This window comes from Microbacterium sp. 8M (assembly GCF_902506375.1).
Lineage (GTDB): Bacteria > Actinomycetota > Actinomycetes > Actinomycetales > Microbacteriaceae > Microbacterium.
The window spans coordinates 2,237,113-2,251,919 of sequence record NZ_LR733284.1; the positions used below are offsets into that span (position 1 = coordinate 2,237,113).

Sequence of the window (14,807 nt, forward strand, 5' to 3'; positions counted from 1 at the left end):
CCAGTCTACGAGGCCTTGCCCGCGTCCTCCGCGATGCGCAGGTCGAGAGGGATGTCGATCTCGAACCCCAGGAAGAGCCTGCGGGTGGCGGCGTCCGCGGATTCCTGCACGGCGCGCGCCGCCTCGGCCGCGAGTTCGGCCGGCGCATGCACGATCACCTCGTCGTGCAGGAAGAACGCGAGGTGCGCACGATCGGAGAACACGGGACCGGATCCGGTCGCGGGCCGAGCGGCCCCGGGCAGCGCGCTCAGGCGGTGGCGGATTTCCGCGAGCCACAGCAGCGACCACTCCGCCGCGGTGCCCTGCACGACGAAGTTGCGCGTGAACCGACCGCGATCCCTCGCCCTGCTGCGCGCCGCGCGCTCGTCCGCGCCGTCGGCCTCCGGGTCGCTCGCCCGGAACTGCGCGGCGGTCCACGCCGCATCCGGCCGGGGCGAGCTCCGGCCCAGCAGCGTCGACACCACTCCGCCCTCCTCGCCCGTCTTCGCCGCGCCGTCGACGAGCGCCATGGCGCGCGGGAACACGCTGCGCAGTCTCGGCCCGAGCCGGCCGCTGGGTCCCGTCGTCGCCCCGTACATCGCGCCGAGCACGGCGTACTTCGCCTCCTGCCGCGTCTGCACGGCACCGGAGCGCACCACTCCCTCGTACAGGTCAGCGCCGCGCGCCGCGTCCGCCATCGCGCGGTCCTTCGACATCGCGGCGAGCACGCGGGGCTCCAGCTGCGCCACGTCGGCGCACACCAGCACCCATCCCTCGTCAGCGCGCACCGCCGGGCGCAGACTCCGCGGGATCTGCAGCGCTCCCCCGCCGCTGGACGCCCAGCGCCCGGTCACCACACCGCCGGTCAGGTAGATCGGGCGGAACCGCTCGTCGTGCACCCACTCCGCCAGCCAGTGCCAGCCGTTCGCGGAGTACAGCCGGGCGAGCTTTTTGTACGCGAGCAGCGGCTCCACCACCGGATGCTCGATCTCACCGAGCTCCCAGCGGGAGGTGGAATCCACGAGGATCCCAGCGCGGCGCAGCGACTTCAGGAGCCGGGGCGGGCTGTCCGGGTTCACCGACGGATCCTCCAGGGACGCCGCGATCGTCGCGGCGAGCTCGGCCATCCGCGCCGGCCGGGCTCCGGTCACCGGCCGCGGCCCGAGCGCATCCGCCAGCAGGCGCTCGTGCACGGCGGTGCTCCACGGGAGCCCCGCGGCGGTCATCTCCTCCGCGATGAGCGCGCCGGTCGACTCCGCTGCGCAGAGCAGGGCGAGGCGACCATCCGGGGCGCGGCGCAGCGCTGCCCGCTGCCGCGCGTATTCGGCGAGCAGTTCGTCGATCTCCGGGGCCTCGTCGACCGCGGACGTCTCGTCGTGGAGGTCGAACAGCGCGGGCGACGAGACCGGGACCGCCGACGGATCCGCGCGCAGCCAGCGCGGCGACGCGGGGACCGGATCCGCGAGGCTCGCGGTGTCGCGCAGGATCGCATGGCACAGCAGCAGGTCGTGAGCGCGGCGGATCCGGATCCCGGCGGCCAGCAGCGGCGGGTAGATCTCGCGGAGGCTCCGCACCACCCAGCGCGGATGCGCCTGCTCCTCGACCGCGCGGATCAGGGCGTGCAGCGCGGCGCCGGGGACCTCGCGCGTGTCCTGCTCCGCGCCATCTTCCCCGTACGCCACGAGGCACCAGTGGCCCGGCCGGGCCGACCGTCCCAGCACGATCTCATGCGGGAGGTCCGATTCGATCATGCATTCGAATCTACGCCCTCGCGGGGGCGGCCCCCGACACGGCCCTCGCTCGCGCTCCGGAGCCTTGGGTGTGTCGGCGTGTATCACGGCCCCGCGCGCGCGAGGGCGGCGACGATTAGCGTGGGAGCACCGGAGAGGAGACCCCATGTCCGACGCATCCCCCTTCATCGCCCACAACGGCTTCACCCTGCCGGTACAGGGCCTCGGCACCTACGGCTTCCGTGGCGAAGCCGGCGCGGACGCCGTCCGCAGCGGGATCGAGAGCGGCTACCGCCTCATCGACTCGGCGTTCAACTACGAGAACGAGGGCGCCGTCGGCTGGGGCATCTCGGGAGCCGCCGTCGACCGCGCGGAGCTCATCGTGACGTCGAAGCTGGCCGGCCGCCACCACGCCAGGGCGAAGGCGCTGGACGCGATCGAGGAGAGCCGGTTCCGGCTCGGCCTGGACGCGATCGACCTGTTCCTCATCCATTGGCCCCTGCCGCGCCGGAACACCTACGTCGAGGCGTGGCAGGCGCTGATCGAAGCGCGCGATCGCGGCCTCGTGCGGCAGATCGGGGTGTCGAACTTCCTGCCGGAGCACCTGGAGCGCATCGAGGATGAGACCGGCGTGCGCCCGGTCGTCAACCAGATCGAGCTGCACCCGCGCTTCCCGCAGGAGGAGGCACTGGCCTACCACCGGGCGCAGGGGATCATCACCGAGGCCTGGAGTCCTCTGGGCCGCGCCGGCGCCCTGCTCCAGGATCCCGCGATCACGGCCGTCGCGACCGCGCACCGCATCACGCCCGCGCAGGCCGTGCTGGCCTGGCACGCTGCGCGCGGCGTCGTCGCGATCCCGAAGGCGGCGTCCCCCGAGCACCAGGCGCTGAACCTCGCCGCGGCCGAGGTGCGGCTGTCCGAGGACGAGGTCGCCGCGATCACCGCTCTCGGCACGCCGGACGGGCGCCTGTGGGAGTCCGACCCCGCCACGCACGAGGAGTTCTGAAGCGCGCCGGGCGGGCGCGCCGCGTCGTTCAGTCCGCTGCGTGCGCGCTCGCGCTGCTGGTCAGCCCCGACTCCTCGGTGCGGACGAGGATGCAACCGCACTCCGGGCACGACACCACGTCGTCGTCCGCGGCCTGACGGATCACGTTCAGATCGGTGCCGGAGAGCACCATGCGGCACCCCTCGCACGTGGCGCGACGCAGCAGAGCGGCTCCGGCGGTCCTTCCGACCCGGCGCTGGTACTCCGCCATGAGCGACGGGGAGACGGAGTCGACGAGCGCCGCGCGATCGCGGGCGAGCTGCTCCCCCTCGGCGGTCGCGGCCGCGATGAGCGCCTTCGCCTCGGTGGTCAGCCGGGTGCCCTCGGCGACGGTCTCGTCGATGAGCGCCTGCTGGGCCGCCACAGCCGCCTCCGCGTCCTCGAGCCGCGCCATGATCTCGAGCTCCGCGTCTTCGAGGTCGCTGATCCGGCGACCAAGACTCGCGATCTCCTGCTCGAGGGCGACCGCGTCCTTGGGATTCTGCGTGGCCGCGAGCCGTTCCGCGTCGCGGTCGCGGCGCTGCGTCGCGAGGGCGACGTCGGACTCCACGCGCTTGAGCTCGGCCTGCACGTCATCGCGCGCACCGGACAGCACGGTCAGCTCGCGCAGCTGCCCCTGCCGCTGGGCGGCGAGCTCGTTGATCCGCTCCCCCTGCGCCGGGTGCGTGCGCGCGTAATCGGCCTGCAGGATGCGGCGGTCGATGTCGGCGATGTCGAGGAGCACGAGCTGGTGCGCGGGGTTGGCTTTCACGACGTCAAACCTACGCCAGCCGGGCGCCCGCCCGCGCGTGCGGGAAGCGCGTGCGGGGAGGCGTCAGGCCACGACGCCGTCGACGTAGTACCACTGTCCGTCCTCGCGCACGAAGCGGCTGCGCTCGTGCAGCACTCCGCGACCGGTCGGATCCCGGTGTATCGCCTCGAACTCGACGACGCCCTCCGTGTCGAACGGGCCGCCGCCGGTCTTGCCGAGGATGTCGAGACGCAGCCAGCGCACGTCGTCGTCGAGGTCCAGGCGTTCCGGGCGGGTGGACGGGTGCCAGGAACGCAGCAGGTACCCGGCATCACCGCGCGCGAACGCGGTGTACCGCGACCGCATCACGCGCTCCGCGGTCGGCGCAGGACGGCCCGCGAGGATCGGCGCGCAGCACGCGTCGAACAGGTCGCCTCTGCCGCACGGGCAGCGGTCCGCCGCTGCGCTCACACGCCGATCCGGTCCAGCGCGTCGCCGAGGCGGCGCGCCGTGCCGTCCACGTCGCCGAGCTTGTCCAGGCCGAACAGTCCGATCCGGAACGTGGAGAACGAGTCCGGCTCGCCGCAGTGCAGCGGCACCCCCGCAGCGATCTGCAGTCCCTGCTCCCGGAACAGCGCTCCGCTGCGCAGACCCGGATCCGTCGTGTGCACGACGGCGACGCTCGGGGAGGCGAAGCCCTCCGCCGCGACGGACGGCAGGCCCCGCTCCGCGAGCAGCGCCCGCACCCGCCTGCCGAGGTCCCACTGGGCGGCGCGGAGCGCATCGAACCCGCGCTCACGCGTCTCCGCCATGAGCACGGCGTTGTGCGCGAGCGTGTCCGTGGGCATGGTCGCGTGGTACGGCGCCCTGCCCTCGCGGTACTCCTCCGCGATCCACAGCCACTTCGCCAGGTCGATCGCGAAGCTCGAGGAGGCGCGCGAGGTCACCGCGTCACGGCCGGCGTCGTTGAGCATCACGTATCCCGCACCAGGGGATCCGCTCCAGCCCTTCTGCGGAGCGCTCAGCAGAACGTCGACGCCGAGTGCGTCCATATCCACCCACAGGGCGCCTGAGGCGATGGAGTCGAGCACCAGCAGGCCGCCGGCCTCGTGCACCGCATCGGCGAGAGCCCTCACGTACGCGTCGGGCAGCACGATCCCGGCAGCGGTCTCGACGTGCGGCGCGAACACGACCTCGCTGCGCTGCGCCCGGATCGCGGAGACGACCTCCTCGATCGGCACCGGCGCCCACGCGGCCTGCGCATCGTCCGAGGCCGGGCGTGCCGCGCACACCACGGTGCTCTGCGCGATGTCGCCGGCATCGAGGATCTGCGACCACCGGTAGGAGAACAGCCCGTTGCGCACCACGAGGCAGCGTCGCCCCGTGGCGAGCTGGCGCGCGACCGCTTCCATCGCGTAGGTGCCGCCGCCGGGCACGATCGCCGTCGTCGTCGCCCGGTACGCGGCGCGCAGATCGGCCTGGATGCTCTGCATCACCCCGACGAAGCGCGCGGACATGTGGTTCAGGGAGCGATCCGTGAAGACCACCGAGTACTCCAGCAGGCCCCCGGGATCGACATCGTCGTGCGGAAGGTTCATGGCCCCACCCTGGCACATCGGCACCGGTAGGCTGGAGCTCACGCGCCTATAGCTCAGTTGGTAGAGCACGTCGTTTACACCGATGTGGTCGGGAGTTCGAGTCTCTCTGGGCGCACCTCGAAGCTCGTCATCGCGTGCACCCACGACGCTGGATCGGGGCTAGGCTGACTCCCGCGCGCTTTGTGCGGAGCCGACAACACCTCCCCGCGTCGCATCCCGATTTCGTTGGCACGACCTGCCAGACAGACGAAAGGCCTCCTGTGACTGTTCACGACCAGGATCCGTACTCCCAGGGCCCGCTCGACAGCGACCCGGAGGAGACCAGCGAATGGCAGCAATCGCTCGACGAGCTCGTCGACGCCAAGGGCCACGGCCGCGGTCGCGAGATCATGCTCAGCCTGCTGAAGCGCTCCAAGGAGCTGCACCTGGGCGTGCCGATGGTGCCGACCACGGACTACATCAACACCATCGCCTCCGAGAACGAGCCGGCCTTCCCCGGCGATGAGGAGCTCGAGCGCCGGTACCGGCACTGGATCCGCTGGAACGCGGCTATCACGGTGCACCGCGCGCAGCGCCCCGGCATCGGCGTCGGCGGTCACATCTCCACCTACGCCTCGGCCGCCTCCCTGTACGAGGTCGGCTTCAACCACTTCTTCCGCGGGCAGGACCACCCGTCCGGCGGGGACCAGATCTTCTACCAGGGGCATGCCTCCCCCGGCGCGTACGCCCGTGGCTTCCTCGAGGGCCGGATCACCGAGCAGCAGCTCGACGCGTTCCGCCAGGAGAAGTCGGGCGCTCCGAACGGGCTGCCCTCCTACCCGCACCCGCGGATGATGCCGGAGTTCTGGCAGTTCCCGACCGTGTCGATGGGTCTCGGGCCGATCAACGCGATCTACCAGGCGATGACGAACAAGTACCTCGCCAACCGCGGCATCAAGGAGAACGACTCGCATGTGTGGGCGTTCCTCGGCGACGGCGAGATGGACGAGGTCGAGTCGCGCGGTCAGCTCCAGGTCGCGGCCAACGAGGGCCTGGACAACCTCACGTTCGTGATCAACTGCAACCTGCAGCGCCTCGACGGCCCGGTCCGCGGCAACGGCAAGATCATCCAGGAGCTGGAGAGCTTCTTCCGCGGCGCCGGCTGGAACGTCATCAAGGTGGTCTGGGGCCGGGAGTGGGACGACCTGCTCGCCCGCGACACCGACGGCGCCCTGCTGAACCTCATGAACGTCACGCCGGACGGCGACTTCCAGACGTTCAAGGCGGAGTCCGGCGCCTACGTGCGCGAGAACTTCTTCGGCCGGGACGAGCGCGCGCTCGCGCTGGTCAAGGACTACTCGGACGACGACATCTGGCGCCTGCGCCGCGGCGGCCACGACTACCGCAAGGTGTACGCGGCCTACAAGGCGGCCATGGAGCACAAGGGCCAGCCGACCGTCATCCTCGCCAAGACCGTCAAGGGCTACGGCCTCGGTCCGCACTTCGAGGGCCGCAACGCGACCCACCAGATGAAGAAGATGACGCTGGACGACCTCAAGCTGTTCCGCGACACGATGCACATCCCGATCACCGATGCGCAGCTCGAGGCCGACCCGTACCGGCCGCCGTACTACAACCCCGGACCCGGCGACGAGACGATCCAGTACATGCTGGAGCGCCGCCGCGAGCTCGGCGGCTTCCTGCCCGAGCGCCGCACCACCCACGTGGGGCTCAACCTTCCGGAGGACAAGGACTACGCCCTGCCGAAGAAGGGTTCCGGCAACCAGGAGGTCGCCACGACCATGGCCCTGGTGCGCATGATCAAGGACCTCATGCGGGTGAAGGGCTTCGGCGAGCGGATCGTGCCGATCATCCCCGACGAGGCGCGCACCTTCGGCATGGACGCGTACTTCCCGACCGCGAAGATCTACAACCCGAACGGCCAGAACTACACCGCGGTCGACCGGGAGCTGCTGCTCGCCTACAAGGAGAGCCCGCAGGGCCAGATCATGCACGTCGGCATCAACGAGGCGGGAGCCGCGGCGGCGTTCACCGCGACGTCGACCTCGTACTCGACGCACGGCCAGCCGCTCATCCCGATCTACATCTTCTACTCGATGTTCGGCTACCAGCGCACCGGCGACGCGTTCTGGGCCGCCGGCGACCAGATGGGCCGCGGCTTCATCATCGGCGCCACCGCCGGCCGCACCACCCTGACGGGTGAGGGCACCCAGCACGCCGACGGCCAGTCGCCGCTGCTCGCCTCCACCAACCCCGCCACGCTCGTGTACGACGCGGCCTACGGGTACGAGGTCGCGCACATCGTGCAGGACGGCATCGAGCGCATGTACGGCGGGAACCACCCGGATCCCGACGTCATGTACTACCTCACCGTGTACAACGAGCCGATGCGCCAGCCGGCGGAGCCGGAGGACGTGGACGTCGAGGGGATCCGCAAGGGGCTGCACCGCGTCTCGGTCGGATCCGGCGACGGGCAGCGCGTGCAGCTGCTCGCCTCGGGTGTGGGCGTGCCGTGGGCCATCGAGGCCCAGGAGCTCCTGCTCTCGGACTGGGGCGTGTCCGCCGACGTCTGGTCGGTCACCTCGTGGACCGAGCTGCGCCGCGACGGTCTCGCCGCCGACGAGCACAACTTCCTGCACCCGGAGGAGGAGCCGCGCACGGCGTACCTCACCGAGAAGCTGAAGGACGCGCAGGGCCCGTTCATCGCGACGAGCGACTACATGCACGCCGTGCAGGACCAGATCCGCCAGTGGGTCCCCGGTGCGTACTACACGCTGGGCGCCGACGGCTTCGGGTTCGCCGACACGCGTGCGGCCGCCCGCCGGTTCTTCAAGATCGACGGCCCGTCGATGGTGGTGCGTGCGCTGCAGGCTCTGGCGGACCAGGGCCGCATCGACCGCTCGGTCGTGGGTCAGGCGATCGCGAAGTACGACCTGTACAACGTGAACGCGGGCACCAGCGGCAACGCCGGCGGCGAGAGCTGACCCGTCCGCACGATGAGCAGACCCTCGGAGATGACCAAGGAGGAGACGCTGGCGTGGCTGCGCCGCATCTCCGGTGATCTCGCCACGGCGACCCTGCAGCGTCTCGAGGATTCGCTGCCGTGGTACGCCGAGATGCCGCCGGCCCGACGCTCCGCCGTCGGGCTGGTGGCGCAGGCCGGCATCACCTCGTTCATCCAGTGGTATGACGACCCCACGTCGACGCCCTGGATCGCCGCGGACATCTTCGCCGCCGCGCCCCGCGAACTGCTGCGCAGCGTCAGCCTGCAGCAGACCCTGCAGCTCATCCGGGTCACCGTCGAGGTGACCGAGGAGCGGGTGGCCGGCAACGGCGGGCACCTGCGCGACGCGATCCTGCTGTACTCGCGCGACGTGGCCTTCGCCGCGGCGGACGTCTACGCCCGCGCCGCGGAGGCGCGCGGCCTCTGGGACGCTCGCCTGGAGGCGCTCGTCGTGGACTCCATCCTCACCGGCGAGGCCGATGAGGAGCTGCCCAGCCGCATCGCGGCGCTCGGCTGGCACGGCCACGGCGAGGTGTGCGTGATCGTGGGCACCACACCGCCGCAGTTCGACGTCGACCAGGTGCGCCGCACCGCGCGCAAGCTCGCGGTCGACGTGCTGATCGGGGTGCAGGGATCCCGGCTGGTGCTCGTGGTGGGCCGCTCCAAGCCCACTGCGGCCGAGGAGGATCCCGAGGAGTTCTCGTTCGCCGAGATCGCCCGCACCTTCGAGCCGTCTTTCGGCCCGGGGCACGTCGTGGTGGGTCCTGCGGTGGCCGCCCTCGTGGATGCCGGGCAGAGCGCTCGTGCCGCGCTCGCGGGCTTCGCGGTGGCGCGCGCCTGGCGCGGTGCGCCGCGTCCGGTCGACGCCGACGAGCTGCTCCCCGAGCGTGCGATCGCCGGCGACCCGCTGGCGAAGCAGACGCTGATCGAACGCGTGTTCCGCCCGCTCAACGACCACTCCAGCGACCTCGTCACGACGCTGTGGAGCTACCTCGACAACGGTCGGTCGCTCGAGGCGACCGCCCGCGAACTGTTCGTGCACCCCAACACGGTGCGCTACCGGCTGAAGCGGATCAGCGAGGTCATCGGCTGGGACGCGACCGGCCCGCGCGAGGCGTTCATCCTGCAGACCGCCCTCGTGCTGGGCACCATCGGCACAGCCGATCCGGTGCGCCGCGGCCTGCGCCCCCGTCGCCTGCGCTGACCCCTCGCCTGCCCGCCGACTGTCGATCGGAGACAACCGATCTGCGGATTGTTGTGAGGGTTGAGCCACCGAAACCGGCGGATCGTTGGCAGACTGGGAACGTGATCGTCTTCGCATGCCCAGGACAGGGCTCCCAGACCCCCGGTTTCCTCTCCCCCTGGCTCGAGCTCGACGGCGTGGCCGATGACCTGGCGGCGTACTCCGACGCGGCCGAGGTCGACCTGGTCCAGCACGGGACCGTCTCGGACGCCGACACCATCCGCGACACCCGCATCGCGCAGCCGCTCATCGTGGCCGCCTCGCTCATCGCGGAGAAGGCGCTGCGCGAGCGCGCCGGACGCGCCGCCGACGGCATCGCCGGGCACTCCGTCGGCGAGTTCGCCGCCGTGGTGGGCGCCGGCGTCATCGACGCGGTCACCGCGATGCGCCTCGTCGGCATCCGCGGCCGGGCCATGGCCGACGCGGCCGCGAAGACCCCGACCGGGATGAGCGCCGTCCTCGGCGGCGACGAAGAAGCGGTGCTCGCCCTGCTCTCCGACCTCGACCTCACCCCCGCCAACTACAACGGCGGCGGCCAGATCGTCGCCGCCGGTGCCCTGCCCGCGCTCGCGGCCCTCGCCGAGGCGCCGGTGCGCGGTTCCCGCGTGATCCCGCTCCAGGTGGCCGGCGCATTCCACACCGACTACATGTCCTCCGCGGTCGCGACCCTGCGCGAGGCCGTGGCGGATATCGCACCGGCGGACCCCGCCATCACCCTGTGGACCAACAAGGACGGATCCGTCCTCACCGACGGTGCCACGGCGCTGGAGAACCTCGTCACGCAGGTCTCCTCCCCCGTCCGCTGGGACCTGTGCATGGCGTCGTTCGCCGACAACGGCATCACCGGTCTCATCGAGCTGACCCCCGCGGGTGCCCTCACCGGCCTCGCCAAGCGCGGTCTGCGGGGCGTCCCCGCCGTCGCCGTGAAGACCCCGGACGACCTCGACGCGGCTGTGGCGCAGCTGGTCGGCACGAACAACGGAGAAGCAGCATGACCACGCTCAAGCAGGCCACCGGCCCGGCATACACGCGCATCTACTCCGTCGGCGCGGCCCGCGGTGAGAACGCGGTGCCCAACGACGACCTCATCGGCCCGATCGATTCGAGCGATGAGTGGATCCGCCAGCGCACCGGCATCGTCACGCGCGTCCGCGCGAACGCCGAGACCGACGCGATCGACCTCTCCACCGCGGCCGCGGCAGAGGCCATCGAGCGATCCGGTGTGGCGCCGTCCGACATCGACCTCGTCATCGTCGCCACGATCAGCAACCCCAAGCAGACGCCCTCGGTGTCGGCGATCGTCGCCGACCGCGTGGGTGCGAACCCCGCGGCCGCCTACGACATCAACGCCGCCTGCGCCGGCTACGCGTACGCGGTCGCCCAGGCCGACGCGCTGATCCGCGCGGGGGCCGCGAAGTACGCCGTCGTCATCGGCGCCGAGAAGCTCTCGGACATCGTCGATCCCACGGACCGCAGCATTTCGTTCCTGCTCGGCGACGGCGCCGGCGCCGTCGTGATCGGGCCGAGCGACACCCCCGGCATCTCGGGCACGGTGTGGGGCTCTGACGGTTCGAAGGCCGACGCCGTCGGTATGAACCACACCCTCACCGAGTTCCGCGACGGTCAGGCCCCTTGGCCCACCCTGCGTCAGGAGGGTCCGACGGTGTTCCGGTGGGCCGTGTGGGAGATGGCCAAGGTCGCCAAGCAGGCCCTCGAGCAGGCCGGCGTCGAGGCCTCGGATCTCGCGGCGTTCATCCCGCACCAGGCCAACATGCGCATCGTCGACGAGTTCGCCAAGCAGCTGAAGCTGCCCGAGACGACCGTGATCGCCCGCGACATCGAGACCACGGGCAACACGTCCGCCGCCTCCATCCCGCTCGCGACGCATCGTCTGCTGGAGGAGCACCCCGAGCTGAGCGGCGGCCTCGCCCTGCAGATCGGCTTCGGCGCCGGGCTCGTGTTCGGCGCGCAGGTCGTCGTCTTGCCCTGACCGCGCACTGCGGACTCCTAGACTGTTCACCGGTTCCGAAACCACCCCATAGAAAGAGGAAATCATGGCTTTCAGCAACGACGAGGTCCTCGCCGGCCTGGCAGAGCTCATCACCGACGAGACCGGCATCGACGCCTCCGAGGTCGCTCTGGAGAAGTCCTTCACCGACGACCTGGACATCGACTCGATCTCGATGATGACCATCGTCGTCAACGCGGAGGAGAAGTTCGGCGTCACCATCCCCGACGACGAGGTCAAGAACCTCAAGACCGTCGGTGACGCCGTGAACTTCATCGTCGCCGGCCAGGAGTGACACCTGTGGATGCCACCCCCGGCCCGAGGGCACGGGGCGTGGCATCCTCCGCTCCTCAACTCCACCCGCTCCCTGAGAAGGATCACGCATGACCAAGCGCATCGTCGTCACCGGCATCGGTGCCACGTCCGCCCTCGGCGGCACCGCCCCGGAGAACTGGGCGAACCTGCTCGCCGGCGTCTCCGGCACGCACACCCTGACCCACGACTGGGTCGCAGAGCACCAGCTCCCGGTGACGTTCGCGGCCGAGGCCTCCGTCCGCCCGGAGGAGGTGCTGCCCCGGCACGAGGCCAAGCGTCTGGACCCTTCGGTGCAGTTCGCCATGATCGCCGCACGCGAGGCGTGGGAGGATGCAGGAGCCCCCGAGGTCGATCCCGAACGGCTCGGAATCGACTGGGCCACCGGCATCGGGGGCCTCTGGACGCTGCTCGACGCCTGGGACACGCTGCGTGAGAAGGGCCCCCGCCGCGTCATGCCGCTGACGGTCCCGATGCTGATGCCGAACGCCGGAGCCGGAAACCTCTCCCTCCACTTCGGAGCGAAGGCCTACGCCCGCACCGTGGTGAGCGCGTGCGCCTCCAGCACCGAGTCGATCGCGAACGCCTATGAGCATCTGCAGGACGGTCTCGCCGACGTCGTCATCGCCGGCGGGGCTGAGTCGGCGATCCACCCGATCACGATGGCCGCCTTCGCCTCCGCGCAGGCCCTGTCCCGCCGCAACGACGACCCCGAGCACGCCTCGCGTCCGGGCGCCATCGACCGCGACGGCTTCGTGATGGGCGAGGGCGGTGCGGCACTCGTGCTCGAAACCCTCGAGCACGCGCAGGCCCGCGGTGCCAAGATCTACGCGGAGCTCGTGGGCGGCGGCGTCTCCGCCGACGCGTACCACATCACCGCGAACGACCCGAGCGGCGCCGGCGCCACGCGCGCCGTCCAGGAAGCGCTGGCTCAGGCCGGCGCGACGCCCGACGAGGTCACCCACGTCAACGCGCACGCCACGTCCACTCCGGTCGGCGACCCGAACGAGTACGAGGCGCTCAAGAGCGTGTTCGGCGACCGGATCAACGACATCCCGGTCTCGGCGACGAAGGCGTCGACCGGGCATCTGCTGGGCGGCACCGGAGCGCTCGAGGCCGTGTTCACGATCCTCGCGCTGCGCGATCGCGTCGCTCCGCCGACGATCAACATGACCGAGCCGGATCCGGCCGTGCCGTTCAAGCTGTCGGTCGAGCCGCAGCCGCTGGGCGACGGTCCGCAGCTCGCGATCAGCAACTCGTTCGGGTTCGGCGGCCACAACGCCGTCGTCGCGTTCCGCTCCTACGACGGCTGAGCCAGGCAGAGAATCGCCCCGGTCGCTTCGCGCTCGAAGCGGTCGGGGCGTTTCTCATCCCTGTGCGGTTGTGCTGTTCTGTTATCTCTCCGGTGGTGGACCGGGGATACGCTTTCTCGGTTTCCGGGTCCCTGCTCTCCGACTCCCGATAGTCGCGCCTCCTCCGGTCCTCGTCCCTTCGTGTGATCCGGTCCCTGAGCTTGTCGAAGGGCCCGGATCACACGAGTTCTCGTCAACCGACCCGCCAGCGCAGCGGCCTATCCAACCTTGTGCAGCCACACGACGCGCGCGTCGTCGCTCGCGTGCCGGAACGGCTCCAGCTCCTCGTCCCAGGCGGTGCCGAGCGCCACGTCCAGCTCGCGCTGCAGCTCGACCGGGCTGCCCGCGGCGATCTCCATCGCGTAGCGGATCCGGTCCTCGCCGACGACGATGTTCCCGGCCGCATCCGTCTGCGCGTAGTGCACGCCGAGATCGGGCGTGTGCAGCCAGCGTCCGCCGTCGCTGCGCGGCGTGGGGTCCTCGGTAACCTCGAACCGCAGGTGCTCCCAGCCGCGGATGGCGGTCGCGAGCGCGGCGCCGGTGCCGACCGGGCCGTCCCAGTAGAACTCCGCCCTGCGGGCGCCCTCGAGGACGGGCTGCTCCGTCCACTCGAAGTTCACGGCGCGCCCGATAGCGCGTCCGACCGCCCATTCCAGGTGCGGGCAGAGCGCGCGCGGTGCGGAGTGGATGTACACCACTCCGCGTGCTTGTGCTGTCGCCATGGGATTCTCCGTTTCATCAGGTGCGTCTTCCCCTACGACCTGATCCGCGAAGCACGGCGGGTATGCGGTTATGCGCCCATTCTCACCGATGCCTTCGGAAATCACAAGCATGTAACTCATTGCGAAACGGCAACGACCCCCGGCGTGTGATGCCGGGGGTCGTGATATCGCAGCCGGTCAGGGCCGCGGGTGCCGCGGGAGGCTCAGGCCTCGCTCATCGCGATCTTCTCCTTCTGACCCTTGGCCGCGTAGTACGCGGCGCGGGCGGCGTCGCGACGCGCCTGCTCCTCGTAGCCCGCGTCCAGGATCGCCTGGTCGACCGGGTAGTTCTCCACGTCCTGGGTGCCGTGGTACTTCTCGATGTACGCGTCGAGCTCGGGGCCGGACGTCCACGAGGTGATCAGGCAGTAGCGCGGCTCGGTGCCGTTGTGCGTGGCGGCGTGCCAGAGACGCTGGGTGTCGACGATCAGCTGCGCGCCGGCCGGGAGGGCGATACGGTACTCGACACTCGGGTCAGTGCGGTTCTCGCGCAGGACGAAGTAGCTGTCCTTGTCGTCGGTGAGGTTGAAGAAGCCGCGCACGACCCAGCCGGTGCCGTCGGGGTTCAGGCGGTTGTTGTCGTCCTGGTGCAGGTTGTAGAGGCACTCGCCGTAGGGCGTGGGCTGCAGCTCGATGACACGGCAGCGTCCGACGTTCGCTCCGGGCTCCTGGGCGCGACGGGTGAGGTTCGGCGCCTTGGCGACCTGCGACTCGATCCAGACGCCGTCCTTGTCCGTGCGCGGCGGGACGTGGTTCCAGAAGCCGTTGCACTCGATCTCGCCCTTGGCGCTGGCCAGCGGAGCGAACCGGGTGTCGCCGGAGGACTTCCAGTCGTTGTACTCGAGGTCGAGCCACTCCTTGGGGTCGAGCTCCTGGTTGTAGCTGTCGAGGACGACGAAGCCCTTGTCCTCGAGGGCGGCGGACTTGATGTATGCCATGAGCGAGTCATGTCCTTTCATAAGGGGCCAGCACGTTTTAACAGGCCCTTCTTAGGACAGCCTAACAGCGGGCCTTCGCCGGCCTCCGGGACCGGGCCGTGAATATC

At 70.7% G+C, this 14,807-nt stretch carries 13 protein-coding genes and 1 tRNA gene; 8 read left to right on the forward strand and 6 right to left on the reverse strand.

The genetic code is table 11. The features are described from left to right. Positions 1 to 5: 5 nt before the first annotated feature. Positions 6 to 1,730, reverse strand: coding sequence for a bifunctional 3'-5' exonuclease/DNA polymerase (locus AERO9AM_RS10770; RefSeq protein ID WP_159576138.1), 1,725 nt, complete (start codon positions 1,728 to 1,730; stop codon positions 6 to 8). A 145-nt stretch (positions 1,731 to 1,875) separates the two neighbouring features. On the opposite strand from AERO9AM_RS10770, the gene AERO9AM_RS10775 reads away from it, so the two are divergent. Then, positions 1,876 to 2,715, forward strand: coding sequence for an aldo/keto reductase (locus tag AERO9AM_RS10775; protein ID WP_159576139.1), 840 nt, complete (start codon positions 1,876 to 1,878; stop codon positions 2,713 to 2,715). A 28-nt stretch (positions 2,716 to 2,743) separates the two neighbouring features. Here the strand turns inward: AERO9AM_RS10775 and AERO9AM_RS10780 are convergent, their stop codons facing one another. From AERO9AM_RS10780 to AERO9AM_RS10790, 3 genes are all read right to left on the reverse strand, one after another. Further along, positions 2,744 to 3,505, reverse strand: coding sequence for a zinc ribbon domain-containing protein (locus tag AERO9AM_RS10780; protein ID WP_159576140.1), 762 nt, complete (start codon positions 3,503 to 3,505; stop codon positions 2,744 to 2,746). Between the two features lie 63 nt (positions 3,506 to 3,568). Continuing rightward, on the reverse strand, positions 3,569 to 3,955 hold the full coding sequence (locus tag AERO9AM_RS10785) for a YchJ family protein (protein ID WP_236602577.1): 387 nt from the start codon (positions 3,953 to 3,955) through the stop codon (positions 3,569 to 3,571). Then, entirely contained in the window at positions 3,952 to 5,082 is a 1,131-nt protein-coding gene (locus tag AERO9AM_RS10790) for an aminotransferase class V-fold PLP-dependent enzyme (RefSeq protein ID WP_159576142.1), read from the reverse strand. Before AERO9AM_RS10790 ends, AERO9AM_RS10785 begins: the two co-directional genes overlap by 4 nt. A gap of 42 nt (positions 5,083 to 5,124) precedes the next feature. Between AERO9AM_RS10790 and AERO9AM_RS10795 the strand changes: the two genes are divergently transcribed. The 7 genes from AERO9AM_RS10795 to AERO9AM_RS10825 all read left to right on the forward strand — a co-directional run bounded on the left by AERO9AM_RS10795 (position 5,125) and on the right by AERO9AM_RS10825 (position 12,962). Then, positions 5,125 to 5,197 (forward strand) — tRNA-Val (locus AERO9AM_RS10795). Between the two features lie 145 nt (positions 5,198 to 5,342). Then, complete coding sequence (gene aceE, locus AERO9AM_RS10800) at positions 5,343 to 8,066, forward strand: pyruvate dehydrogenase (acetyl-transferring), homodimeric type (protein ID WP_159576143.1); 2,724 nt, start codon at positions 5,343 to 5,345, stop codon at positions 8,064 to 8,066. A gap of 12 nt (positions 8,067 to 8,078) precedes the next feature. Continuing rightward, entirely contained in the window at positions 8,079 to 9,290 is a 1,212-nt protein-coding gene (locus tag AERO9AM_RS10805) for a PucR family transcriptional regulator (protein ID WP_159576144.1), read from the forward strand. Between the two features lie 101 nt (positions 9,291 to 9,391). Continuing rightward, positions 9,392 to 10,324 carry an ACP S-malonyltransferase gene (locus tag AERO9AM_RS10810; RefSeq protein WP_159576145.1) on the forward strand — a complete coding sequence of 311 codons (933 nt, stop codon included), beginning with the start codon at positions 9,392 to 9,394 and terminating at the stop codon, positions 10,322 to 10,324. Continuing rightward, positions 10,321 to 11,319 carry a beta-ketoacyl-ACP synthase III gene (locus AERO9AM_RS10815; protein ID WP_159576146.1) on the forward strand — a complete coding sequence of 333 codons (999 nt, stop codon included), beginning with the start codon at positions 10,321 to 10,323 and terminating at the stop codon, positions 11,317 to 11,319. Before AERO9AM_RS10810 ends, AERO9AM_RS10815 begins: the two co-directional genes overlap by 4 nt. A 64-nt stretch (positions 11,320 to 11,383) precedes the next feature. After that, on the forward strand, positions 11,384 to 11,632 hold the full coding sequence (locus AERO9AM_RS10820) for an acyl carrier protein (RefSeq protein WP_045250084.1): 249 nt from the start codon (positions 11,384 to 11,386) through the stop codon (positions 11,630 to 11,632). Positions 11,633 to 11,720: 88 nt separating this feature from the next. Beyond that, positions 11,721 to 12,962, forward strand: a complete 1,242-nt coding sequence (locus AERO9AM_RS10825; RefSeq protein WP_159576147.1) for a beta-ketoacyl-[acyl-carrier-protein] synthase family protein — start codon at positions 11,721 to 11,723, stop codon at positions 12,960 to 12,962. A gap of 257 nt (positions 12,963 to 13,219) precedes the next feature. Here AERO9AM_RS10825 and AERO9AM_RS10830 read toward each other — a convergent pair whose 3' ends face one another. Both AERO9AM_RS10830 and AERO9AM_RS10835 read right to left on the reverse strand, forming a co-directional pair. Beyond that, on the reverse strand, positions 13,220 to 13,723 hold the full coding sequence (locus tag AERO9AM_RS10830) for a DUF3145 domain-containing protein (RefSeq protein WP_159576148.1): 504 nt from the start codon (positions 13,721 to 13,723) through the stop codon (positions 13,220 to 13,222). A gap of 203 nt (positions 13,724 to 13,926) precedes the next feature. Continuing rightward, entirely contained in the window at positions 13,927 to 14,700 is a 774-nt protein-coding gene (locus tag AERO9AM_RS10835) for a hypothetical protein (RefSeq protein WP_159576149.1), read from the reverse strand. Between the last annotated feature and the right edge of the window lie 107 nt (positions 14,701 to 14,807).

Coding starts and splice junctions, on each gene's coding strand:
- AERO9AM_RS10820 (WP_045250084.1), top strand. CDS start 11,384: ATGGCTTTCAGCAACGACGAGGTCCTCGCCGGCCTGGCAGAGCTCATC.
- AERO9AM_RS10835 (WP_159576149.1), bottom strand. CDS start 14,700: ATGGCATACATCAAGTCCGCCGCCCTCGAGGACAAGGGCTTCGTCGTC.
- AERO9AM_RS10770 (WP_159576138.1), bottom strand. CDS start 1,730: ATGATCGAATCGGACCTCCCGCATGAGATCGTGCTGGGACGGTCGGCC.
- AERO9AM_RS10815 (WP_159576146.1), top strand. CDS start 10,321: ATGACCACGCTCAAGCAGGCCACCGGCCCGGCATACACGCGCATCTAC.
- AERO9AM_RS10775 (WP_159576139.1), top strand. CDS start 1,876: ATGTCCGACGCATCCCCCTTCATCGCCCACAACGGCTTCACCCTGCCG.
- AERO9AM_RS10790 (WP_159576142.1), bottom strand. CDS start 5,082: ATGAACCTTCCGCACGACGATGTCGATCCCGGGGGCCTGCTGGAGTAC.
- AERO9AM_RS10825 (WP_159576147.1), top strand. CDS start 11,721: ATGACCAAGCGCATCGTCGTCACCGGCATCGGTGCCACGTCCGCCCTC.
- AERO9AM_RS10830 (WP_159576148.1), bottom strand. CDS start 13,723: ATGGCGACAGCACAAGCACGCGGAGTGGTGTACATCCACTCCGCACCG.
- AERO9AM_RS10805 (WP_159576144.1), top strand. CDS start 8,079: ATGAGCAGACCCTCGGAGATGACCAAGGAGGAGACGCTGGCGTGGCTG.